Raw genomic sequence first — 24,622 nt, forward strand, 5'->3', positions numbered from 1 at the left:
TAAAAGTTGGTCGGGTTTACTATTATGATAATTTGAAACTTAGTCCCTTAGAACCTTAGTATCTCAGAACCTTTTTAACGAACCACAATCGACAATCTTGGATCATCAAAAGCGTCTACTTCAGCCATTGTCATTCCTAAAGCGTTTGCAACTCCTTCTCCATATGCCGGATCAGCTTTGAAACAGTTTCTGATATGGCGAATCTGAATAAACTTTTGAGCGCCGCCAACTTGTCCTGCAGTATTTTTAAACAACAATTGTTTCTTTTCTGGAGTTAACAAATTGAATAATAATCCCGGCTGTGTGAAATAATCATTATCATCATCTCTAAAATTATGTGCCCACGCATCGCCGTGAAGTTTCAATGGCGGTTCTTTAAATTCTGGCTGTTCTTGCAATTCGCCAAAACTATTTGGTTCATAATGTTTTTTCGAGCCGTTATTTCCATCTACGCGCATTGCTCCGTCTCTGTGGAAAGTATTATAAGGACATCTTGATGAGTTTACAGGAATTTGGAAATTATTTACTCCTAAACGATATCTATGTGCATCACCGTAAGAAAACAAACGGGCTTGCAGCATTTTATCTGGTGAGAAACTAATTCCAGGAACAACATGCGCCGGATTAAAAGCGGCTTGTTCTACTTCGGCAAAATAGTTTTCTGGATTTTTATTCAATTCAAATTCTCCAACTGGAATCAATGGAAAATCTTTTTTCAACCAAACTTTAGTTAAATCAAAAGGGTGAAAACGATACGTTTCAGCTTGTTCTTCAGTCATAATCTGAACAAACAATTTCCATTTAGGAAAGTTTCCTTCTTCAATAGCATCAAACAAATCTCGCTGGTGGCTTTCTCTGTCACCTCCTACTAATTTAGCCGCTTCTTCATCTGAAAGGTTATCAATTCCTTGCTGTGTTACAAAATGAAATTTCACATAATGTCTCTCATTTTGTTTGTTTATAAAACTAAAAGTATGACTTCCAAATCCGTGCATTTGTCTGTACGATCTAGGAATACCTCTATCACTCATTACTATTGTAACCTGATGCAAAGCTTCTGGCAGTAAAGTCCAAAAATCCCAATTGTTATCAGCACTTCTCAAATTGGTTTTTGGATCACGTTTTACCGCATGATTTAAATCAGGAAATTTCATTGGATCACGGAAAAAGAATACAGGTGTATTGTTTCCTACTAAATCCCAGTTTCCTTCGTTTGTATAAAATTTCAAAGCAAAACCCCGAATATCTCTTTCTGCATCTGCAGCGCCTCTTTCTCCTGCAACTGTAGAAAAACGAGCAAACATTTCTGTTTTTTTACCAATTTCCGAAAACAAATCGGCTCTTGTATATTTAGTAATATCATGAGTTACTGTAAAAGTTCCGTAAGCGCCAGAACCTTTAGCATGCATTCGTCGTTCTGGAATAACCTCACGATCAAAATGCGCCATCTTTTCTAAAAACCAAAAATCTTGTAACAAAACAGGTCCGTGAGGGCCCGCAGTTTGAATGTTTTGATTGTCTGGAACGGGAGTTCCGGTAGCAGTTGTTAATTTTCTGTTTGATTCCATATTGCTGATATTTAATGTTTTATCAAATATACAAACTTATCTTTAGCATATTGATAATCAAAATTGATTGTTATTATATTTTAATAACAAAAAACTATATACTATTACAGAAAGCTCAAAATCAACACTTAAAAAATCTTAACGTATGTCCAACAAAGTAATAACAAAACCTTAACAGCAAAGCATCCATATATACCTGATCTTTGTAGTGTAATAAACTGGTTATTTATTATTTTGGTTTTGGTTAGTTAAATGATGCCGGCGTCTTCGAGATGCCGGCATTCTTTTTTTGTGTTAACTTGGTTTGTTTTGTTTCAGGTATCAGGTTGCTTTACTTTGAACGTAGTTTTACCACAAAGAGCGCAAAGTTTTTTTATCTATTAGGCTTTGTATAAAGTATAAAGTTCGCAAAGCTTTGTAAAAAACTTTGCGAACTTTGCGTAATTCCTTGCGTCCTTTGCGGTTAAAAAACTTTTTTTTGAACATTAACTTATATCCAACAAAGTAATAACAAGATCTTAACAGCATAAGATCGATATATGTCGGATCTTTGTCATGTAATAAACTGGTTATTTATTATTTTGGTTTTGGTTAGTTAAACAATGCCGGCGTCTTCGAGATGTCGGCATTTTTTTTGTTTCTCCCGACGCTTCGGGATCAGGTTTAATATTACTTTGCTTTGAACATAATTTAACCGCAAAAAGCGCAAAGTTTTTATCTACGAAACTTTGTATAAAACACAAAGTTCGCAAAGCTTTGTGTAAAAAACTTTGCGAACTTTGCGTAAACCTTTGCGCTCTTTGCGGTTAAATATCTCCGAACAACCTGAAACCTGAAACAAAAAATTAATTTTTCAATCGTTCGTGAAGTAATTTAAAATACGTGAAAGCCTTTAATAATCGGCTGCCGTGCCAGGAGAACATTTCTCCGTCGACAAAGATTGTTTTCGCATGATGTGTAAACCTGCCTATTTCAAAAGCATCTTCTTCTTTAAAAGGATAAGGTTCTGAGGAAAGAAAAACCACATCTGGATCGCCTTCTAAACGCATTTTCTTTAATTCGATTTCAGGATAACGTCCTTTATCACTATAAATGTTCTCAAAATGATTTAGTTGCAGCAATTCATTAATATATGTATCATTTCCAGCAACCATATAAGGATTTTTCCAAATGAAATACGCAGCTTTTTTAACTTCAATATCTTGAATGTATTTTTTGAAATCGCTCAAGGCGAAAGTCAATTTGTCGTTCCACTTTTGCGATTCGGTTCTGCAATTGAATAATTGACCAAAATCTGAAATCATCTGAAAATTATCTTCTATAGAAACTATATTGGTAACCCAGACTGGACAAATTTCTTGCAGCTGATTTACTATTTCTTCTGTATTCTCTTCTTTATTACAAATGATAATATCAGGCTGTAAAAGTTTTATTTTTTCAAAATGAATTTTCTTAGTACCTCCGACAATCTTCTTGGTCGATTTTAAATGATACGGATGAACACAGAATTTCGTGATTCCGATTATTTTATCTTCTAAACCCAAATCATAAAGCAATTCTGTTTGAGATGGAACCAAAGAAATAATCCGTTTGGGAGCGGTTTCAAAAGAATGAACGGTTCCTATTTGATCTGTTAACTGTTTCATTTATTAAGATGTCTTTTTAACCGCAAAGTTCGCAAAGATTTACGCTAAGATCACAAAGTTATTTTCCTTGCGAACCTTGCGAAAAACCTTAGCGAACTTTGCGGTTAATCTATTTATAAAGTTATTTAAAACTTAGCATTAATAATATTTTCCATTTCTTTTTGAACAGATAAAGCCTCTTCTCTTGCCTTTTCAGCAAAGTCAGTTCCTTTTGAAGCGTAAATAATTGCTCTTGCCGAGTTTACCAATAAACCAATTTTATCGTTCATTCCGTATTTACATACTTCGGACAAACTTCCGCCTTGAGCCCCAATTCCAGGCACTAACAAAAAGCTGTCTGGAACAATTTTTCTAATATCGGCAAAATATTCTGCTTTTGTCGCTCCAACAACGTACATTAAATTTTCACTGTTTTTCCATGTTTTAGAAGTTTCTAAAACTTGTTTGTACAATTCTGTTCCGTTTGTATTTAAAGTCTGAAAATCGAATGCGCCTTCGTTAGAAGTTAATGCCAGCATAATAGTATGTTTATTTTCGAAAGCTAAAAAAGGCTCAACAGAATCTTTTCCCATATAAGGAGCAACAGTTACACTATCAAAATTTAAGTCTTCAAAAAAAGCTTTAGCATACATGCTCGAAGTGTTTCCAATATCGCCGCGTTTAGCATCAGCAATTGTAAAAATTTCAGGATAATTTTCGTTTATGTAGTTAATTGTTTTTTGCAGCGACATCCATCCTTTTATTCCGTATGCTTCAAAAAAAGCAGTATTTGGTTTGTAACCTACCGTTAAATCATGAGTGGCATCGATTATCGCTTTATTAAATTCAAAAATTGGATCTTCTGTTTCTAATAAATGCGGCGGCATTTTAGTTAAATCAGGATCTAAACCAACGCATAAAAATGATTTTTTTTGAAGAATTTGTTCGTGTAGTTGTTGTGTTGTCATATTATATTTTAATAGTGCAGCAAAATTACAAATAATATTAGATTTTGTTTCAGGTTTTAGGTTTGAAGTTTCAGGTTAATTCTTTGCCACGAATTTCACGAATAGAATTCTGGTAAATACAATTTGTGCAACTCGCAGCAAAAAAACTTCACGTTTCGCCCTTCGACTTCGCTCAGGGCGACATTCTAAATTTTTCAAACTTCAGATTCATTGTCAGGCTGAGCGAAGTCGAAGACCAAGTTCCAATTGGACCTCCCTTCGACTTCGCTCAGGGTGACAATTAGGATATTTCAATTTTCTAATTGCCATATTATCTAATTGTCCTATTATCTCATTAACATTGAATTTTTATAACAACCGCAAAAAATTATGTAAGAAAAAAGAATCGCTTCTTTTTAAATTTGAAAGAAACTCTAAAAAACAGTTACTTATGACCCCGAATATTGGAATATCTACACGAAATTTAAAAAAGAGCACAAGCCTTTTAGCCACTATATTATCTAATGAAATGATTCTTTATGTAAAAACCAGAAAATTTCACTGGAACATTTCGGGAAATAGTTTTATGGAATTGCATAAATTGTTTGAAGAGCAATACCGAATTTTAGAAGCTCAAATCGACGAAGTTGCAGAACGCATCAGTCAGCTTGGCGAAAAAACAATTGGAACAATGAAAGAATTCATTGAAAATTCTACACTAAAAGAATCTCCAAAGGAGTACGCTTCGCAAAAACATATGCTCGAGGAACTTCTAGAAAATCACGAACAATTGGTAACTGAATTTCGAGCTTATATTCCAATTTTTGAAGACGAAGCCAATGATGCCGGCTCTGCAGATTTTGTGACGAACTTATTGCAGGAACATGAAAAAATGGCTTGGATTCTGCGCCGTTATCAAGTTTAAAAAAATGCTTGAAATGTGAATTATGCAACGATTATCAAAATAAGTGTAACACGAAATTTAATATTAATACGCAACTTTACCATGTAATAAGGACCCCACATTCTATTTCCAAAAATAAAAAAGGCTTGGTTGAATAAAACAGAATCTAAAGCTGTAAAAGCTTTTCTGACAGTTAATGATTTAATTGTTGCTAAAGATAAAAGTTGCGACGTACCAAAAACTTTAGCAAATACAGGAAAAAATGAATTATATCAAATCCTGCCAGAATTATGAAACTTTCTTATTCGATCAGAAGTACCGTCTAGTAGCAAAATATTAGACGGTATTTTTTTGAAAATTTGGTTTTTATACGTTAATATTTCCTTAATACAAAGAGCAAGAAAGACTATAAGCCAAAATAAATTAATTATCTTTAACCAAATTTGTATAAAATGAAACTGTTTATAAAGTTTGACATTAACACCATTTGCTCTCTTTATCTGAAGCAAAATCTCGAGCAGCAAAATATAAATTTTACTACTTTAGGTTTTGGAGAAATCGAGGTTGATGATAGTCTAGATTCTGATGCACTCGAAGCTTTAAAAAACAATTTAAGCCCTTGCGGATTTGAAGTTGTTGAAAATCAAAAGAGTGTTTTAGTTCAAAAAATTAAAGATGCTATAATTGAGCTTGTTTTTATGGAAGACAATAACAATTATAAAAGTTCCGTTTTCTTAGCAGAAAAGCTGAATCATAGTTACGGCTATTTATCGAACGTTTTCTCTGAAGTAACTTATTCTTCTATTGAAAACTTCATCATTTTACAAAAAATTGAAAGAGCAAAACAGTTAATTATTATTAACGAAATGAGCTTAACAGAAATCGCGTTCTTATTAAACTATTCAAGTGTAGCCCATTTAAGCACACAGTTTAAAAACACAACCGGCATAACGCCATCGGCTTTTCAGCGAATAATTAAGAAACGAAGAGAAAATTTAAAACAAAACTAAATACCACATAAAAATGCAAAACGCATTATATATTTTACTCGCAGATGATGATGAAGATGATCGTCTTTTTTTTAAGGATGCTTTTGAAGAAGTAAAAGTACAAACTAATGTAAATTTTGTTCATGACGGAATGCAGTTAATGGACCATTTAATGAATCCAAACACAAAAATTCCTGATATTTTATTTCTCGATTTGAACATGCCTAAAAAAACAGGGAAAGAATGTTTGATCGAAATCAAAAAAACAGAACATCTTAAAAACATCATTATCGCCATTTATTCAACTTCATCATCTGAAGAAGATATTGAAGATACTTTTATTCAAGGTGCCAATATTTACATCAAAAAACCAAGCGATTTTAATACGCTTAAAAAAATAATTAACGAAGTTGTGACTGTAAACTGGCACTATCATACATCAGGATTAAATCGTGATAATTTTTTACTGCGTCTAAAATAATTGTAGATCAATGAAATGGATACCAAATTTTAATTCTTCAAACTCTTTGAGAGTTATTTTTGTAATCGCAGTTTTCATTCTGTTATTTCTTTCCTCTATTGCATACAAGCACAATCAAGATTTAAACGAATCTAGTAAGCTTGTTATGCATACTTACGAGATAAATATTCAGTTGGAACGTTTAATGTCGGCGATCAAAGACGCCGAAACGGGTCAGCGAGGTTATATCATTACCAGAAATGCACGATTTTTAACGCCTTATATTTATTCGCGGGATAAAGTAAATACTTCCTTTATCACCTTGCGAAAATTAACGGCTGATAATCCTGTTCAACAGGAAAATCTTCGCAAACTTTTTAAGCTAATTATTCAGCGTTTTGTTTCGTTTGAAAACTGTTTAAAATACAGCGATCCTAAAACATATGATAAACGCAGACTTGACAATCATATGTTTGGCGGCCGAATCCTGATGGAAAACATTCGTTTTAAGGTTGACGAAATGAATGACATGGAGAAAAAATACTTAAACAAAAGGCTGAAAATCTATGATGCCGAAATATCTTTAAGTCCGCTTTTTTCTATTTCATTATTTTTAGTCGCCATGAGCTTTATCTTACTAGCTTACAGACAAATAAGCAAAGATTTCGAGCGTTTGAAAATTTTCAATAAGAAACTCTTAATTTCCAGCGGTTTAATCGCACAATCTGAAACAATTGGTAAATTCAGTACATGGCAATGGGATTTAGACTCTAATAAAATCGATTATTCTGATAACCAATTTCGCTTATTAGGTTACGAGCCAGGTTCATTTGTACCTGAAAAAGATACTTTTTTAAATTTTGTTCATCCAGATGATAAAGAAACGGTTGCTAAATCTATTGAAGGCATTATAAACAGCGGACGACTTCCTTTTGTTTATTATAAAATATTGCTTCCAAGCCGTGAAGTTCGATATTTTAAATCAACAGGAAAATTATTGACGGATCAACAGGGAAGCAAAATTTTACTGGGAATTAATTTTGATATTACCGATGAGCATCTGCTTAATATAGAATTGCAGGAACGTAATCACGAATTAGAAAAAAGCAATAAAGAACTGGCTTCTTTTAACCATGTTGCGAGTCATGACTTGCAGGAACCGTTAAGAAAAATCCAAACTTTTATTTCGAGAATTTCTGATGCTGATAAAGCTGTAATGTCGCAAAGTGCCAACGATTATATTACTAAAATTCAGATTTCGGCTAAAAGAATGCGAGTTTTAATTGATGATCTGCTTTTATTTTCGAGAACAAATACGACGAAAAAAGAATTTATAAAATCGCAGTTAAATGAATTGCTTCAAAATGCCGAAGCGGAATTAACAGAAATTATCGAGGATAAAAAAGCAGTTATTACAGTTTCAAAACTGCCTAAATTGTCTGTGATTCCGTACCAAATAGAACAGCTTTTTATCAATTTAATTGGAAATTCACTAAAATACAGCAAACCTAATGTTGTACCTGAAATCGTAATTGAAAGCACCAAAGTACTTTCTGAAGATTATCCCGAATTGCTGGATCAAAATGTAAAAAAATACCACAAGATTACTTTTACAGATAACGGAATGGGATTTGATCCTCAATTTAAAGACACGATTTTTATATTATTTCAACGTTTACATTCAAAAACAGATTATCCGGGAACTGGAATTGGACTGGCTATCTGCAAAAAAATTGTCGACAACCATAAAGGCTTTATTATGGCGGACAGCGAGCCGGATAAAGGCTCTGTTTTTACCATTTTTCTTCCTGATTAATTCTTCACAAACAGCATCATAAAACATTGTAAAATAACGTTGTATAATTTCTTTATGGGAATTATATAACGTTTCTTTTTTATGGTGTAAAGCAAAATACGCCATTCATCGCCAACTTTGTAATATAATACTTTATGAAGTAATAATGAGAGCAACATCTATACTAAAAGGAACATTTTTCAAAGTGTGTTTTTTTTTGATTATCATTTGTGTTTCATCGTGCAAAAAGAATAATCCAATTGAAACGACACTAAAGAAAAATGAAACTTTTGCAAAAAATGAAAAGGAAGAAACAGAAGCCTTTTTTTTTATAGCTGTTGCAAATGTTAGTAAAACGATTATTTCAAAAAGCAAGATTGCACAACAAAAAAGTTCAGAAAGTTCAATAGTAATTTTAAGTTTAAAAATCGAAACGCAGCAAAATAGATTATTAGAAGATATAAATGATTTAGCCAATAAAAGGCTAATTATCATATCAGAAATAGATGCGGCGCATAGAAGAGATACCTACAATTTGGTAAATGTAAATGCTTTTGATTTTGATGCTGTTTATCTAAATTCTATGAAAGAATATTTAGAAGATCAAATCGAATTACTGGAATCGATCTCTAAACAAACAAATGACAAAACAATTTTAAAATTAGTATTGACCTATTTACCTGAACAATTTGATCTTTTAAGAGAAACGGAGCAAAACCTGAAAAAAGAAATAAAATAATGGTTAGCCAATTTATTGGCAGCTATTTTAATAATGAAAATAAATTTAATAATAAAGACTTTTTAAAGGCTGGAAACGTAAAAAATGAACCCTTTTTAAATTAAATATATTAATCACTAAAATTCAATTATTATGAAAACGAGTAACACCATTTTAGGAATTGTTGGAGCTGCAGCAGCAGGAGCATTATTAGGAGTATTATTTGCACCAGATAAAGGTTCAAATACCAGAAAAAAAATCAAAGATAAATCAAGAGACTACGGCGATAATCTCAAACATAAGTTTGACGGCGTTGTACACACAATCACTTCAAACGGTAAAGAAATTATTCAAGAAGGAAAAGCAAAGTTTAATGAAGCAAAAGAAGACTTTAATGCGCTTAAAGACGAAGCTAAATCTGTAAAAACAAATTACTAAAAAGTGATTCTTTCAAACCATAAATACCACTATCATGGAACCAAATGCAACAACAAATGAAGATCTAAATCTTTATGAAAAAGCCGAAAATTATACCAAAACGAGTTTAGAATTACTAAAACTTAAAACGGTATCATCTGTGGCTGATGTTGTTTCGACACTCACATCAAAGATTGCGGTTGCGATTGTTGTTGCATTTTTTTCCTTGTTCCTCAATATTGGTATTAGTTTGTGGATTGGAAAACAACTTGGAGAATATTATTACGGCTTTTTTATTATGGCGCTTTTTTATTTAATTGTTGCCATTGTGATTCATAAAATGCATCATAGCTTAATTAAAACTCCAATTGGAAACACAATTGTTTCTAGTATTCTAAAAGAAACTAAGAACTGATTTTATTCGATTAATAACTAAAAAAGACTGTTATGGAGGCTATTTACACTATTGACGAATTGAATCAGAAAATTAAACAGCTCGAAAACCGACAAGACACAGAATGGGATTTGATTAAAGAAGAAATCGAGGATATTAAAGATAACTTGAAACCTATTAATCTAATTCGGAATACGGTCGAAGAAATCAATGAAACAATTGGCTTTAAAAGTCATTTGGCACAGTCAGCAATTAGTATTGGAATAGGTTTTCTGGCCAAAAAACTAGTAGTAGGAAAAACGCATTCGACATTTAAAAACATCTTCGGATCATTATTGCAGCTTGTTGTAACCAATTTAGTTTCGAAACCGCATGAACCTTCACGCGAAACAGCAAAAGAGGAATCATGACATAATGAACTATCATAAGAGTGATTGTCTAACTAAATACTACGATTATGGAAAAATTAAATGAAATAATAGTCAAAAATAGTGTGAACATCTACTCTACCTTATATAAATGTTTTGAATTTACAAGAGTATTTTTAGGTATCTAACTTGTTTATACGTTTTAAATTATAACAAACGATTAAACGGTTAATACATCACTATAGACCCTGAGGTACTAAGGGGCTGAGATTCTAAGTTTTTTCTTGAAAACTTAAACTTATCTTAACCCAAAAGCGCGAGTTTCACAAAAGTGAAACTCGCGCTTTTTTATTCTCTAAAATACATCTCAGCAAATAAATTATAACCATATTGCCTCCAAATGGTTAAAACCATTCGCTATACGTAAATAAGGATTAATTTATTTAGCCAAAAAAGCCGAACATAAGTTCGGCTTAACTATTTACAGACTCAAAGAAAAACCTTTGCCCCTCTGAACCTTTGCCCCTCAATCAAAAAAACCTCAGAACCTCAGCATCTCAGTCCCTCAGAACCTTTAATTATAATTTTGATAAATAGGAAATTTCAATCCCACATAAAGGTTGCAGCCTTTAGAATTGTTTGAAAACAAATTACTGATTAAAGATCCTGAACCAATAAACAACGGGCCGGCTCTAAAACCAGTTCCAACTTGCGTTCCGCCGTATTCCATCCAGGTTACAGGAACATAAAAACTAAATTTCCCGTCTTCAAATCTAGGCGTAAATGTAACCGAATTAGCAATTGCGGTTCCATTTGTTTTTTTAGCATCAACCAATCCAAAATCACCGCTTAAATTCAGATAAAATTTGTTATTAATATTCCAGTCAAAATTGGTGTGAAAAGCAGTTGGTAAATTAGCCTGCATCCCTTTTCTTGCTGCCGTTTTTACATAATTAGCATCAAAGAACTCAAAAATATTATCAGCATTATCAATATCATCCTGCGTAACTCTTCCTGACAAATCGTAGGTATTTTCGGCCATATTTTTGTAATTAAGTTTTCCAATATCTGTTATCGAAACTGCAGCTTTAAACTTATATCGATTTCCTCTGCAAGTATGGCAATTGGTACGATATTCATACGTAAACCCTAAATCAACGCCAACGCCAGCCGAACTTCCGTCAAACTTAGGATCATTGCCGTTTTGATAATCATAACTTGCAGCTGTTTTTAATGTTCCTGTTGAGTAATATTCGCTCAAAGCGGGATTTACATCATTTTTATTAAAAGCAACACTCAAATTACTTCCGTTAATATAGCCGTTTACTCCTGCCATTAAATATTTCAGTGTAACACCGCCTTTTATAAAATGTTCTTCCTCATCGAGTAAAACTGTACCATAGCTGGCGCCAATTTCTGCCCACGAATTCGTAACAGCATTTGGATTTCCTCCTGTTATTAAAAAACTATTTGAAACATCTAAATCCTTATTTACCTCATCAACAAGTTGACCATTTACATCGACAACATTAGTTACACTTCGCACACGCGTAAAAAGCGCAACACTGTGAGCTGGCGTAATATTGAACATAACGGACGGACCTAAAATGTCGACATTAAAATTCCCTTTATTATTCGATTTAATATTCTTCTTTCCGTCTCTTTGCAAATCAAAACTGCCATCTAAAATCTCGGCAAAATTAACTCCATACAAGTCATTCTGTCCCGTTGCGCTAGCCGAAAATACGTTAATATCAACTTGGTATTTAGAATCAACAACAGCCGAAGGGTTAAATAGTACACCTTGAATTCCCGCATAATTATCATCCCGAAATCCAAAATACGATTGCCCTTGGGCATAAAAAAAGCTTCCAAAGAAGCAAAATAATAGTAAAGTTCTCTTCATAAATTAGTTTTAAACAATTGGTTAGTTACACCTTTTATGGTTGAAAAGGCACACAAATATTAAAAGAAAAATGTTTAAAAAAAACTTTTTTTCTAAGGAACAAAGAGGCAAAGGTGCAGAGGCTCAAAGGTTTTAAGATTTTTCTTAGAATTAATAAAAACCAAAATAGTACTCACGCTTGAAACTGTGAAAACTATTTCGGGAGCTGTATTACGGGAAATGATTTTTGAAAAATGGGTTGTGATAATTTGTAAATACATTCTGTCCCAATAGTTGAAACCATTGGCTATATTTATATCTTTTATCTAGAATCATCACGATCACAAACAAAAAAAGCCGAACAAATGTTCGACTTTTAATATAGTATAAATTCAAAGAAAACCTTTGAATCTTTGCATCTCTGCCCCTTTGCCCCTAAGCAAAAAACCTTAGAACCTCAGTACCTCAGAACCTTAGAAAACTTCCGAAGCCTCTTTCAATTTCTCCATATTGTTTACCAACTGAAGCTCAGCAACAATTTTATGAATATCACCATTCATGATATTTCCTAAATCGTAAAGTGTTAAACCTACACGGTGATCCGTTACACGACCTTGCGCATAGTTGTACGTACGAATTTTAGCCGAACGGTCTCCAGAACTAACCTGAGAAGTACGTTTTGTAGCATCTTCAGCTTCTTTCTTAGCCAATTCCATTTCGTACAAACGAGAACGTAAAACCGTTAACGCTTTATCTTTATTTTTATGCTGCGATTTCTGATCTTGACATTGCGCCACTAATCCTGTTGGAATGTGCGTTAAACGTACTGCCGATTTCGTAGTATTTACAGATTGTCCTCCAGGTCCTGACGAACAGAAGAAATCTACACGAACATCGTTCATATCAATTTGTACATCAAATTCTTCTGCTTCTGGTAAAACCATAACAGTAGCTGCCGATGTATGCACACGACCTTGTGTTTCAGTCTGCGGAACACGTTGTACACGGTGAACACCAGCTTCAAACTTCAAAGTTCCGTAAACATCTTCTCCCGAAACTTCAAAAATAACCTCTTTGAAACCTCCAGAAGTTCCTTCGTTCATATCTACAACCGAAGTTCTCCAACCTTGAGATTCACAATATTTAGTATACATTCTGAATAAATCTCCTGCAAAAATACTTGCTTCGTCTCCACCCGTTCCCGCGCGAATCTCCACCATTACATTTTTAGCATCTTCAGGATCTTTAGGAATCAACATAAATTTGATTTCCTCCTCCAGCTGCGGCAAACGCTCTTTTGCTTCGTCTAGCTGCATTTTGGCCATTTCAACCATATCAGCATCGCTTCCGTCAGCAATAATTTCGTTTGCTTCGTCAATATTTGCTAAAACAAGAATGTATTCTTCTCTCTTTTCAACCAAAGCTTTTATGCTTTTATATTCTTGGTTGAGTTGCACATAACGTTTTTGATCAGTAATAACATCCGGCTGAATAATCAAATCCGAAATCTCATCAAAACGCTGCTTTACATATTGAAGTCTATCTAACATTTTCTAATTCCTTTTATTGGACTGCAAAATTACAAAATTTTTGTGGAAAATTCTAGTGGTTATTTTTTGGGAATTTTGATACAGATTTTGATGGTTTTTGTTTTTGAAAAACAGGGGTTTTTACTTAGTAATAAATTTTTATTAAATTACGATGTTTGTCTTTAATTGATTATCGATTTATTTAGCTTAAAAATATCAATCTCCTCTAACTGTTGAATATTGTTATATTTTATTTTTTGTTACGAGCTATTAATAAATATAATGTTTAAAATAATTGTCCTTTCAATGTTGAATGTTATTGTGTATTTTTGAAAAAATAATGAGGTGGTCAAATTCAAATTTAATTTTGTTAACTCACAAAACGCAATACATTTATGATTGAACCAGTTACTACAATTACAGAATTTCTTAAAAATATAGAAGAATTAACTGCAAATAATGAAAAACTATGGTTTCGAGGATTAGAAAATAGTAATTTTAAATTATGCCCTTCAATCTATCGACCACCATTTGCATCCAATGTTGAGGAACACTTTTTAAATAAATTTAGCTCTAGGGCTATTCCTTTTCTAACTTCGTCATATAGTGGTTATGAATATTGGCATTGGTTATTTTTAATGCAACATCATGGAGTTCCCACTAGATTATTAGATTGGTCTTCAAGCGCAATAACGGCTCTAGCTTTTGCGGTCCTTTATCGAGATGAAAAACATAAAGATGCTGATGCAGTTGTATGGTGTTTAAACCCAATCCTTTTAAATGATGAAAATAGAATTCGAGTTAAATTGATTGATAATGAAAAAATTCCTGACATTACATTAAAAAAAGAATTACTCCCTACTTACAAATTTAATGCTACTGGAGTTGTAAAGTACCCTGTTGCTATAACCGGTCCATTAAATAATTCTAGAATTGTAGCTCAAAAAGGAACTTTTACACTTTTTCCTGATACAGAAGCTTTTAATCTAGAAGACACAGAAGGTGCTTCGGAGTTTTTAACTAAAATTACCTTATGTAAAGATCATATTGAAAGTTTAAAACGACAACTATCAACTTTAGGAGTTACTGAAAGCACAATATATCCAGAACTTTCAAGTTTGGCGTTAGAAATTAAAAGAGAGTTTATTGAACCGCTAATTACTCTTAAACATGTTTAAAATATATAAACTCGGTGATTTTGGAACTTTTAATATTGATAAAATAATATCTTATGAAAGTTCAATTGATTTCCATCCTGTCTATCAGAGATATGGTGGAATTTGGTCGAAAGAAAAAAAACAACTTTTTATTGATACTATTTTAAATGATTTTGATACCCCAAAATTTTACTTTAATTATTTCTCAGATTCTAACAATCCTTTAAATACGAGCAATAAATTATATGCTGTTATTGATGGTAAACAAAGGTTAGAGGCTATATTTGATTTTGTAAAGAATAAGTTTGAATTATCAAGCAATTTTAAATTTTATGACGATGAAAAAATAAACTTACAAAATTTAAAATTTAATGATATTTCGGAAAAATTTCCATCTATTTTGTCAAAGTTTTTTTCCTATGAATTTGATATAATTTTTGTAGACACAGACGATGAAGACAAATTAGAGGAACTCTTTTTAAGATTGAATGGAGGAGAAGCACTTACAAATGCAGAGAAGAGAAATGCTGTTGGTGGAGAATTTAATAGAAAAGTTAGAGATATTGTCGAAAGCAATGTTTTTTTTACTGAAAAACTTAGATTTAAAAATCCTAGATACCAACATCAAGATTTATTTGTAAAGCTTGCTTTAACTGAATCAAATAATGAATTAGTTACATTCACAAATAAAGTACTATATGAATTCATTAGAGATAATAAAGATTTTACAGAGAAAATAGCTGAAACCTTTAACATTGTACAAAATAATCTTACAGAAATGTCTAATTGTTTTGTGGATAAAGATTTTTTATTAGCTTCTAAAGGGGTAATTCCAGTTTATTATTACTTCTATACAAGACACTTACCTAACCATCTAGCTTTTAATCATTTCTTAAATTTATTTGAAACTGTAAGAAAAGAAAACAGAAAGAAAGAGAGTTTCGAAGCAAATCCCTTACTAATGGAGTATGACCGCTTGAATCAACAAGGAGTTCATTTAGAAAAATCATTAAATTTCCGATACAAAATTCTAGAAAAAGGTTTTAACTTTTATCAAAAGTATCAAACATTAGAAAATTTTTCTCTCGATGATTCAATGTTTTATGACTTTGATGATGATAATTTAAATACAAATTAAAATTATTTTTTATTTTTAACTCTCTAAAGTGTTCAACCATAAAACTACGCAAACGTCTACGACTTTGCGTAGTTTTTTTTGCTCTTAAAAACCATAAACCTGTCAAAAATCTACCGACTTTTCCTGAATCTATCTAAAATTACTATTTTTCATAAGCATCAATGAGTTAAAGTCAGAGACTTTGAGGCGTTTATATTTTTAAACAAATTACAGCAAAGTGGCGCAAAGTCAGAGACATTTGCGCAGCGGGTTATTTTTCTTTGTTGATACAAATATGCCTAATTCTCTCATATATCTAAGCACTGTAGTAGACGATACTAAATATCCACATTTTTCAAGTTCTACTGCGATACGTAAACATCCATAGGTTTTTCTTGATGCAACAAAGATGGAATTGATTTCATCTTTTAAATTAATTTTACGTTTTTGTTTTTCTGTAAGAAAACCTTTTTTCCATGCTCGATAAGTTACTGTGTTCGTGCCTAACGTTTTACACATTAATTCTTTAAAATAATTCTTTTCATTTTCTGCAATAAAGTGAAAGATAAAAGGTTTACCACAAATAATAAACTCCCTAGCATTTCTAATAATTTCAATCCTTAGATTTATATTCTTAATCTTTTTTTCAAGAATTTTAATCTTTTTCTCTTCAGGACTTGATATTGAATTCCCTTTACCTGGAAAGCTTGTGCCTCCATTCTTTTTCAAAATATTTCGCCACAAAGACAGAGATTTTACACTTATCTGTAAATCTCTAGCCGTCTGAGTTACACTTCCATTTTCATAACTTAATTGAATAGCTTTTAATTTGAAATCTCGGTCATAATGTATTCTCTTCATTTTCATAATAAATATTATCAAATTCCTCAATTGTCTTGTAATTAAGACTGGAATGGATTCTTTTTTTATTATACCAATTTTCTATATAATCAAATAGTACTATTTTCATTTCACCTGTTGTTAGTAATTTTGTCTGTTTATATATTACTTCTCTCTTTAAAGTATTAAAAAAACTTTCCACAACAGCATTATCATAACTGTCTCCCGTTCGACTCATACTTGGTTTGCAATTATATTCAGCCAATTTATTAGTAAACAATTTATTTGCATACTGAACTCCTTTATCAGAATGGAATATTAATCCTTTTGCAATGGGACGACTTGCTATTGCTTTTTCAAAAGCAGGTAAAGTTGTAACCTTGGCAGAAAGTCCAAAACTCAAATGCCATCCTATTATTTTTCTATCATACAAGTCCATGACAACAGTGAGATATGAAAAATTTTTATCAATCGTAATATAAGTTATGTCTGAAACCCAAACCTTGGAAGGTTTATCGACTTTAAATTGTCTGTTTAAAAGATTTGGCGCAATACATAAATTATGTTTTGAATCGGTCGTAACTTTGAATTTCTTTTTTAGTTTACTGCGTAAACCAAGCTGTTTCATACAAAACGATACATGTCCTTGGGAAATTTGAAATCCACGACTGTGTAATTCTCTAGTAATCAATACAGCTCCTTTATACTGTCCGAATTCAAAAAATATAGAACTTATTTCTTTTTTGAGCAGACAGACACGGGTTTCTGTTTTTGAAAAAGGTTGTTTTACCCATAAATAATAGGTGGCATGAGAAGCTTCTAAAACCTCAAACATTTTATATAAAGGATATTTCCCTCTGTTTTGATGTATGAAATTATAAAGCACATGCTTACTTTCATGCATGTATTTCAATCCTTTTTGCAGTATTTCTAATCGAAGTTGGGAGTCTGCAAGTTTTTTTTCTAATTCGTAACTTTTTTCGTTTTCAAAAGAAATTCTTTTATGTCCTACACCTGGAAAACTTCCTTTTCCAAATTTAGAGTAGATAGTGCGCCACTTAGAAAGCATTTTAAGAGAAACGCCAAGTTCCTCAGCTGCTTCCGTAACCATATTTCTTCGATAACTTAACTGTACGGCATTTTCTTTGAAAATTGCATCGTAATGTCTGACATTTTCTTTCATATTGTAAAGTTAACTTATTCGTATATTATTAAATATAAACAAGTTAACCATTTTAAAAAACCCAATCTCGCAGATATATCTCTACGGTTCGTTAGCGCGGATTTGTAATCCGTGCCCGCAACAGTAAGACATAATAAAAATTATCAAAACAAAAAGCTACAAATCATATAGCTTTTGTTTTACATTTACAAACTAAACAAACCAATCCCTAGCTCTCTAAAGAATTCTTATAAAACTAGCAAAGCAAAAAATGAAAAAACTTGTTTTCCGATTTTGGATCATTAATTTCCTGATAAGCATTTCATTATTTTTTATTTATAGAATTGTGATTTCAGAAACAAAGATGGTCGAGGGAAATTCCTTTGAAAAATTTGTACAGATTTTAGATCTCATAATAAATCTAGGTTTTTCTGCTGTATATTTTATTGCGATGATTATCTCTTCGTTTGCAATTTTTCTAAATTTGAAAGAAAAAATCAGAAATAATTTCTACTGGTCACTTTTAGCATTTTTAGGAATACCATTATTTTGTGTCATTTTTATCCTTGTTAATTTATTGATTGATATTAGCGTACACAATGTAACTGTTTTAAAAAGGCTTGCCCTTTTTTCAATAATTTATCTATTTCTTACCACAGTAGAGTTTTTATTGTTCAGAAAAAGAATTAACAAACTCAAAATTGAATAAACAAGATTGCGCAGCGAGGCATTAAATACTAACAAAAACAAACACATTGAAAACACTACTGCTTTTTTTATTTTTTTGCGCAGCTGCAAATGCACAGGATAAACCAATTGGTAATTTTGAACATAGGTATTTTACAGATCCTGCTTATGACGGTTTTAGTTTTGGGCAAATTTTTACTCTTCAATTAAATCAAGACAATACTTATACTTTGATCGAAGACATTGAAAACGATGTCCTCGCTGAACCAACAAAAATTATTGGTTCCTATACCTACAATGAACGCATTTTGACTTTGCAAACTCCCACTATCCGAGCATTTAAGGTGAATAAAAAAATGACAAAATTAAAAGCTGTCCAAAAAACGGAAGCGTTCGGAAATAAAATTCGGGAAATCTATATTAAAAAATAAACACTGCAAAATACCTTATAAATACTGACTGTTAACACGGGATTATTCTTCTAGATTTTGAACTTTTTTAAGAAACATTTCATCTATTTCATCCAGAAATTCGAATGCATCCAAAGGAAAAAGCTTGTGCACAACTTCTAAAATCAAAGGCAGATTAATAGTTGTTCTTATATCTGTTTCTGAAATTTTATGCACGTCGTTTTCTACACCTAAAATACATAGTTTCAACATTTCATTAATAGTGCAGCCAAGTTCATAATAACTTGAAAACGCAACTTTAGCAGCATACTGCTCATTTTCTTTATTAGCCGATTTTAGAGTTTCAAAATAATAACGCATTAATTTTTTGAATTTTTCTTCGTTTTCCACTCCCATTATTATATAAGATTTAATTTACAATTTTAAACAAATATATAAAATTCGGTTGAAAACAATCGATTTTTAACAATCATATCAAAACAATCAATTACTTGTAATTTCATTTCTATGAAAAGAGAAAGAAAAAGTGAAATTCCAGAAGTCGTAAAAGAACTGGGAATTAAGATAAAAGATGTGATAAACAACAATGAATTAAAAACAAGAGAGGTTGCCCATGATGCTGAAATGGATGTAGAAAATTTACGAAAATATATTAAAGGCTCACAGGAAATGAAAATAGGAACTTTATTTAAAATTGCACAAGCTTTAAAAGTTCATCCGAGCGAATTAATTAAGGATTTGTAATACTTCTTTGATTTTTAATTGCTCGACGAAGAGTTTTAATGAAACTCTGCGCAATCTCAAAAACTTTCAAGATTGACTTTGTGTTTTTTCTTCTTATAAATTATTAAACTTACAAACCAAAAAAGCATGACGCTAATTGCAATTTTCTTTCCCTTTGCTTCTTTCTTTTTGAGAGGAAAAATATTCACTTCTATTATTTGTCTCATCTTACAAATAACTTTAATTGGCTGGATTCCTGCGGCAATTTGGGCTGTTATTTCTCTACAGAATTCAAGAGCCGATAAACGTAATGAGAAACTAATAAAAGCGATGAAAACCAAATCTTAAAATAAAAATGCTATAAACATATCGTCCCGCTGGGACTTTATTACTTTCCAGACTTTAAAAAAACAACTTCATTCTGTTTAAATATTATTTTATAAAATAGTACGGCTTTACGTAAGGTTTTTCAGTAAAAACGAATTACTTTTAAAAAAACTTTTTAACTCGTTTTTAAAACAACCTAAACCAATGAAACTAATACTTAGCATTTTACTTTTTATTTTCAACTCGATTTTATTCGCACAATCCAGTCAATTTGCAGGCGATTATACACGTTCACTTTCGGACGACGGGAAACAACATATAATCGAATACAAACTGAGTTTAAATCCCGATGGCACTTTTGAGTTTCATTCCTATTCCAAAATACAAGGTGGAACTCCGCCAGAATCTAACAAATATGGAAAAGGAAAATGGACTGTGAAAGACAATATGATTACCTTTTCTACCAACAAAAAAGAAGATCTTAACGAAAAATACACCTTAGATTTTAATACTTCGAAAGCGAGATTTGTAACCAAAAATCCTAGAGATAAAACAGACCAAATTGTTAAAACAAAACTTCAATTTTTAGATTCGCAAATTCCGTGGATGAAAAAAATCGATATTTTTAAGATATAACAACATACAAGAGCAAATGCTTATCAAGAAAGCTGCAGGAAATTATTTTCTGCAGCTTTTTTTTAGTTTATTAACAAAAAAAATCAATCTTTGCGAATGAGATTGTAAATTCATAAAAAATCAAGTTCCAGCAAGTAACTTTCTAACACCTATTTTAATTATGGAAACAAATTTTGAAGCAGGAATAAATATCGCAATTAAAATTCCGAAGCAAAAATACGATCAAACTGTAGCTTTTTATCGCGACATTTTAAAACTAGAAGTAAAAGAAGTGGCAATAACAAATCCGACCGTTTCAAAAACACATTCGGTTAAATTTGGTCACAATGTCATTTGGCTGGATTGTGTGGATAATTACACCCATTCTGAAACTTGGCTGCAATTAACCGTTCCCGATGTCGATAAAGCGACGGATTATTTAAAGCAAAATGGCGTAGAAACCTGCGACGAAATTGAGGAAATTCCAAAAGACATGCATTGGATTATGGATCCAGCAGGCACGGTTTTTAATTTGCAGAAAAACTCAAATCGTGAATAACTAAAAAAACAATTTTACAAGCATCACAACTACTACTAAAAGCAAACGCTAAAAAAAATCTAATCTATAAACCACGAAAAAAAAATAACCTATTAACATGACAAAATCTGATACCGAAATTTTAAAGACCAAACAACATTTTGAAATCCTAGACGGCTTAAGAGGAATTGCGGCTTTGGCAATCGTAGTTTTTCATTTTATGGAAATCGTTTATCCGCCCAAAGAAAATTTTATTGCGCACGGTTTTTTAGCCGTTGACTTTTTCTTTTGTCTCTCAGGATTTGTTATCGCCTACGCTTATCACGATCGTATTGGCAAAATGGGAGTTAAGGAGTTCTTTAAATCTAGGTTAATACGATTACATCCGTTAGTTATTTTTGGTGCTGTATTGGGTTTCCTTGCCTTTCTTTTTGATCCCTTCAGCGGTCATTCGGCAACTTATGATACTGGCAGATTAATTTTGTTATTTATTACTTCGCTGCTTTTAATTCCTTTTCCTGTAATGCCAGATCGTTATTTCAATATATTTGGTTTAAATGCGCCCGCATGGTCTTTGTTTTGGGAATATATTGCTAATATTCTTTATGCGCTTTTCCTGCATAAATTAAGCCGTAAATGGCTTTTTTTACTAACTCTTTTAGCTGCTGCAGGAATTTGTTTTGTTAGTTATCGCGCAGGAGGTTCGTTGATGGGCGGATGGAGCGGAGAAACTTTTTGGGATGGCTGCGCTCGTATTTCGTTTTCTTTTTTAGCAGGAATGCTCATTTACCGATCAAACTGGATTATTAAATCAAAACTTGGATTTATTGGGTTGTCTGTATTATTGCTGTTAACATTTGTAATGCCGTTTTCTGGTTGGAACTGGCTTACAGAACCTTTGGTAGTTTTACTGTATTTTCCTTTATTGATTGCATTAGGCGCTGGAGCTTCATTAACAGAAGGTTTTAGAAAAATTTGTGTTTTCTTCGGAAAAATATCTTATCCTTTATACATGACGCATTATGCCGTAATGTGGATTTTTGCAGGTTATTACACCAAATACAAACCCGCAGTTGGCGAGCTGACTTTGATTATAATTGCAGGAACAGCACTTTTGCTTGGTTTCGCTTATTTGACTATGGTTTTGTATGATACTCCAATTAGAAAATATCTTACTGATAGAAGAAAGAAAGTGTAATTAGAAAACTTTATACCTCTTCAGCAAAGAAATATAAGTTTTAATACAAGCGCGAAATTTTCACGCAAAGCCGCTGAGACGCCAAGTTTTTTTTTATAAATTCATTGAACAAAAACTTGGCGTTTTTACAGCTAAATACTCATTTCAAATGAACGACTTCTATTATAATTTTCTTTTGCCAGAAGAGCCGCTTGCAGACTTTGTAGAAAACATTGGTATGTTCTGCAATCCGTCAGATAAAGCAAAAGAAGTCGTTTTAATGCCAGACGGAAGAGTTGATTTGTTTTTTCTGCAATCCGATCAAGCGCCTTTTCAGATTATATTAATCGGGTTGGAAACAATACCCGAAGAACGAGTTATTCCGCCTCACACACTTGCGTTTAAAGTAAGTTTTAAACCGCTTGGTGTCGAGTATCTTTTGCAGACTTCGATTGCCGATATTTTAAACAGCGCCAAAGAACTTCCAAAAGACTTTTGGAATATTAATCCCGATGATTTGAAAGATTTTGAAGCTTTTCAGCAAAAAATAACAGCGCAGTTAAAAGAACTTTTGCCTCAAACAATAGACGAAAGAAAACGGCAGATTTTTGAACTTATTTATGCTTCAAACGGCGAAATAAAAGTAAAAGAACTTTCAGAAAAAATAGCTTGGAGCAGCCGAGAAATAAACCGATATTTTAATAAACAATTTGGACTTTCCTTAAATGCTTTTTGCAAAATTCTACGTTTCAAAGCTTCGTTACAGCATATTGCAAAAGGCAGACTTTTTCCCGAATTAAACTTTACCGATCAAACTCATTTTATAAAAGAAATTAAAAAATTCTCAGGCGTTGTTCCCAGCGAGCTCTTAAAAAATAAAGATGACCGATTTATACTATTATCGGTCCTGAAACAACAATAATTTTGCCTCGTATTACTAAAACTATACGAGATGTTACTACAAAATAAACAAGTAGCCATTATTGGCGGCGGTCCCGGCGGACTAACATTGGCAAGACTTTTACAGCTGCAAAACGTGAATGTAAAGGTTTATGAAAGGGATTTGAATAAAAATGCAAGAGTACAAGGTTCGCTGCTCGATTTACACAACGATTCTGGACTTGCCGCGATTCGAAAAGCTGATTTATTTGATGAGTTTAAAAACAATTTTCTTCCCGGTGCCGATAAAACTCTAATCGTAAACGAACAGGCTGCTATATTTTTTAGCGATCATGATACCAATCGTGATGAAGATTTTGACAATGAATATTTTCGTCCTGAAATTGATCGCGGTGCTTTACGAAAAATACTGCTCGAGTCTTTACAACCCGAAACAGTAGTTTGGAACAGTCATTTTGATTCGATGGAAAAACAGAATAACGGCTGGCTGCTGCATTTTAAAAATGGTTCGTCAGTTTATGCAGATGTTGTTATTGGTTCTGATGGGGCAAATTCTAAAATACGTCCTTATATTACAACTATCAAACCTATTTACTCTGGCATAACTATGCTCGAAGGCAATGTTTACGATTCTCAAAAAGCAGTTCCTAACATTGATTCGTTATGCAAAGGCGGAAAAATTATGGCTTTTGGAAATAACAAAAATATATTACTTGGGCAAAAAGGCGGCGGTGATCTTGGTTTTTACGCGAGTTTTAGAGCCAATGAAAACTGGACTGCAGACAGCGGTTTAGATTATTCAGACAAAATACAAATACTAAATTGGTTCAAAAATGAATATCCAGAATGGAGCACGATTTGGTATGAATTATTCGAGAACGTTACAACGCCATTTATTCCGAGACCTATTTATTGCATGCCTTTAAATCAAACTTGGGAAGCTTTGCCAAATGCCACGATTATTGGAGATGCTGCTCACGTAATGCCTCCTTTTGCTGGCGAAGGCGCTAATATGGCGATGCTTGATGCTTTGGAATTAAGCGAATGTTTAACTTCTAATAAATACAATACCTTGCAAGAAGCCATTTCGTTTTATGAATTGAATATGCGTAAAAGAGCTTCTAAAGCGGCGCAAGAATCTCTTGAAAATGGTGATAAAATGCATTCAGAAAATGCCTTGAAAATGATGTTGGATTTTTTTGTGAGGGACTAAGAGACTAAGATGCTAAGGTTCTGAGGTACTAAGATGTTGGAACTCTTAATTCTCTTGTATTTTTGCTGGATCAAACCGTTTTAAATTCTACTATTGCTAATAATCTTGTCAATTCCGAGGAACAAGGAATCACACTCGGGATTTGACAAAAATTGTC

The 24,622-nt window shown here is 32.3% G+C and carries 27 protein-coding genes; 19 read left to right on the forward strand and 8 right to left on the reverse strand.

The window, feature by feature from the left end:
* Positions 1-74: 74 nt before the first annotated feature.
* The 3 genes from B0A75_RS15490 to pyrF form a co-directional block, all read right to left on the reverse strand.
* The gene (locus B0A75_RS15490; RefSeq protein WP_089055189.1) at positions 75-1,568 is read right to left on the reverse strand and encodes a catalase; all 1,494 of its coding nucleotides are present in this window, start codon (positions 1,566-1,568) and stop codon (positions 75-77) included.
* An 845-nt stretch (positions 1,569-2,413) separates the two neighbouring features.
* Positions 2,414-3,214 (reverse strand): ABC transporter substrate-binding protein, encoded by an 801-nt coding sequence (locus B0A75_RS15495; RefSeq protein WP_089055190.1) that lies wholly within the window; start codon positions 3,212-3,214, stop codon positions 2,414-2,416.
* A 125-nt stretch (positions 3,215-3,339) separates the two neighbouring features.
* Positions 3,340-4,161: an orotidine-5'-phosphate decarboxylase gene (gene pyrF / locus B0A75_RS15500; protein ID WP_089055191.1), complete on the reverse strand. Its 822-nt coding sequence runs from the start codon at positions 4,159-4,161 to the stop codon at positions 3,340-3,342.
* 430 nt (positions 4,162-4,591) lie between these two features.
* On the opposite strand from pyrF, the gene B0A75_RS15505 reads away from it, so the two are divergent.
* The 9 genes from B0A75_RS15505 (at position 4,592) to B0A75_RS15540 (ending at position 10,227) form a co-directional block, all read left to right on the forward strand.
* Positions 4,592-5,065 (forward strand): Dps family protein, encoded by a 474-nt coding sequence (locus tag B0A75_RS15505; RefSeq protein WP_089055192.1) that lies wholly within the window; start codon positions 4,592-4,594, stop codon positions 5,063-5,065.
* Between the two features lie 129 nt (positions 5,066-5,194).
* Entirely contained in the window at positions 5,195-5,338 is a 144-nt protein-coding gene (locus B0A75_RS20535) for a hypothetical protein (protein ID WP_165765130.1), read from the forward strand.
* A gap of 158 nt (positions 5,339-5,496) precedes the next feature.
* Entirely contained in the window at positions 5,497-6,054 is a 558-nt protein-coding gene (locus tag B0A75_RS15510) for a helix-turn-helix domain-containing protein (protein ID WP_089055193.1), read from the forward strand.
* A 13-nt stretch (positions 6,055-6,067) separates the two neighbouring features.
* Complete coding sequence (locus tag B0A75_RS15515) at positions 6,068-6,514, forward strand: response regulator (protein ID WP_089055194.1); 447 nt, start codon at positions 6,068-6,070, stop codon at positions 6,512-6,514.
* Positions 6,515-6,524: 10 nt separating this feature from the next.
* Positions 6,525-8,309 carry a sensor histidine kinase gene (locus tag B0A75_RS15520; RefSeq protein ID WP_089055195.1) on the forward strand — a complete coding sequence of 595 codons (1,785 nt, stop codon included), beginning with the start codon at positions 6,525-6,527 and terminating at the stop codon, positions 8,307-8,309.
* Between the two features lie 196 nt (positions 8,310-8,505).
* Entirely contained in the window at positions 8,506-9,027 is a 522-nt protein-coding gene (locus tag B0A75_RS15525; RefSeq protein ID WP_244284411.1) for a DUF4142 domain-containing protein, read from the forward strand.
* Between the two features lie 132 nt (positions 9,028-9,159).
* On the forward strand, positions 9,160-9,444 hold the full coding sequence (locus tag B0A75_RS15530) for a YtxH domain-containing protein (protein WP_089055197.1): 285 nt from the start codon (positions 9,160-9,162) through the stop codon (positions 9,442-9,444).
* 34 nt (positions 9,445-9,478) lie between these two features.
* Entirely contained in the window at positions 9,479-9,838 is a 360-nt protein-coding gene (locus tag B0A75_RS15535) for a hypothetical protein (RefSeq protein WP_089055198.1), read from the forward strand.
* A gap of 32 nt (positions 9,839-9,870) precedes the next feature.
* A complete protein-coding gene (locus B0A75_RS15540; RefSeq protein WP_089055199.1) occupies positions 9,871-10,227 on the forward strand; it encodes a hypothetical protein in 357 nt (118 codons plus the stop codon).
* Between the two features lie 532 nt (positions 10,228-10,759).
* Here the strand turns inward: B0A75_RS15540 and B0A75_RS15545 are convergent.
* The gene (locus B0A75_RS15545; protein ID WP_089055200.1) at positions 10,760-12,091 is read right to left on the reverse strand and encodes a DUF5723 family protein; all 1,332 of its coding nucleotides are present in this window, start codon (positions 12,089-12,091) and stop codon (positions 10,760-10,762) included.
* A 452-nt stretch (positions 12,092-12,543) separates the two neighbouring features.
* Positions 12,544-13,620 carry a peptide chain release factor 1 gene (gene prfA, locus B0A75_RS15550; RefSeq protein WP_089055201.1) on the reverse strand — a complete coding sequence of 359 codons (1,077 nt, stop codon included), beginning with the start codon at positions 13,618-13,620 and terminating at the stop codon, positions 12,544-12,546.
* 374 nt (positions 13,621-13,994) lie between these two features.
* Here prfA and B0A75_RS15555 point away from each other — a divergent pair, with 374 nt between their 5' ends.
* Positions 13,995-14,777, forward strand: a complete 783-nt coding sequence (locus B0A75_RS15555) for an FRG domain-containing protein (protein WP_089055202.1) — start codon at positions 13,995-13,997, stop codon at positions 14,775-14,777.
* Positions 14,770-15,894: a DUF262 domain-containing protein gene (locus B0A75_RS15560; RefSeq protein WP_089055203.1), complete on the forward strand. Its 1,125-nt coding sequence runs from the start codon at positions 14,770-14,772 to the stop codon at positions 15,892-15,894. Before B0A75_RS15555 ends, B0A75_RS15560 begins: the two co-directional genes overlap by 8 nt.
* Before the next feature lie 228 nt (positions 15,895-16,122).
* On the opposite strand, the gene B0A75_RS15565 is transcribed toward B0A75_RS15560, so the two are convergent.
* Complete coding sequence (locus tag B0A75_RS15565) at positions 16,123-16,734, reverse strand: IS3 family transposase (RefSeq protein WP_165765131.1); 612 nt, start codon at positions 16,732-16,734, stop codon at positions 16,123-16,125.
* The gene (locus B0A75_RS15570; protein WP_089055205.1) at positions 16,715-17,896 is read right to left on the reverse strand and encodes an IS3 family transposase; all 1,182 of its coding nucleotides are present in this window, start codon (positions 17,894-17,896) and stop codon (positions 16,715-16,717) included. The genes B0A75_RS15565 and B0A75_RS15570 overlap by 20 nt, the downstream gene beginning before the upstream one ends.
* 734 nt (positions 17,897-18,630) lie before the next feature.
* Between B0A75_RS15570 and B0A75_RS15580 the strand changes: the two genes are divergently transcribed.
* Positions 18,631-18,993: a hypothetical protein gene (locus B0A75_RS15580; protein ID WP_089055207.1), complete on the forward strand. Its 363-nt coding sequence runs from the start codon at positions 18,631-18,633 to the stop codon at positions 18,991-18,993.
* Between the two features lie 42 nt (positions 18,994-19,035).
* Here B0A75_RS15580 and B0A75_RS15585 read toward each other — a convergent pair whose 3' ends face one another.
* On the reverse strand, positions 19,036-19,368 hold the full coding sequence (locus B0A75_RS15585) for a hypothetical protein (RefSeq protein ID WP_089055208.1): 333 nt from the start codon (positions 19,366-19,368) through the stop codon (positions 19,036-19,038).
* 111 nt (positions 19,369-19,479) lie between these two features.
* Between B0A75_RS15585 and B0A75_RS15590 the strand changes: the two genes are divergently transcribed.
* The 7 genes from B0A75_RS15590 (at position 19,480) to B0A75_RS15620 (ending at position 24,465) form a co-directional block, all read left to right on the forward strand.
* Positions 19,480-19,716 (forward strand): helix-turn-helix domain-containing protein, encoded by a 237-nt coding sequence (locus B0A75_RS15590; protein WP_089055209.1) that lies wholly within the window; start codon positions 19,480-19,482, stop codon positions 19,714-19,716.
* A gap of 126 nt (positions 19,717-19,842) precedes the next feature.
* Positions 19,843-20,043, forward strand: a complete 201-nt coding sequence (locus tag B0A75_RS15595) for a YqaE/Pmp3 family membrane protein (protein WP_089055210.1) — start codon at positions 19,843-19,845, stop codon at positions 20,041-20,043.
* Between the two features lie 183 nt (positions 20,044-20,226).
* The gene (locus tag B0A75_RS15600; protein WP_089055211.1) at positions 20,227-20,658 is read left to right on the forward strand and encodes a hypothetical protein; all 432 of its coding nucleotides are present in this window, start codon (positions 20,227-20,229) and stop codon (positions 20,656-20,658) included.
* A gap of 160 nt (positions 20,659-20,818) precedes the next feature.
* A complete protein-coding gene (locus B0A75_RS15605; RefSeq protein WP_089055212.1) occupies positions 20,819-21,196 on the forward strand; it encodes a VOC family protein in 378 nt (125 codons plus the stop codon).
* Positions 21,197-21,293: 97 nt separating this feature from the next.
* A complete protein-coding gene (locus tag B0A75_RS15610; RefSeq protein ID WP_089055213.1) occupies positions 21,294-22,373 on the forward strand; it encodes an acyltransferase family protein in 1,080 nt (359 codons plus the stop codon).
* A 148-nt stretch (positions 22,374-22,521) separates the two neighbouring features.
* On the forward strand, positions 22,522-23,274 hold the full coding sequence (locus tag B0A75_RS15615) for a helix-turn-helix domain-containing protein (RefSeq protein ID WP_089055214.1): 753 nt from the start codon (positions 22,522-22,524) through the stop codon (positions 23,272-23,274).
* A 30-nt stretch (positions 23,275-23,304) separates the two neighbouring features.
* Entirely contained in the window at positions 23,305-24,465 is a 1,161-nt protein-coding gene (locus tag B0A75_RS15620) for an FAD-dependent oxidoreductase (RefSeq protein WP_089055215.1), read from the forward strand.
* Positions 24,466-24,622 lie beyond the last annotated feature (157 nt).

Origin of the sequence: Flavobacterium oncorhynchi (genome assembly GCF_002217355.1) — a bacterium.
In the GTDB taxonomy this organism is placed as follows: domain Bacteria; phylum Bacteroidota; class Bacteroidia; order Flavobacteriales; family Flavobacteriaceae; genus Flavobacterium; species Flavobacterium oncorhynchi.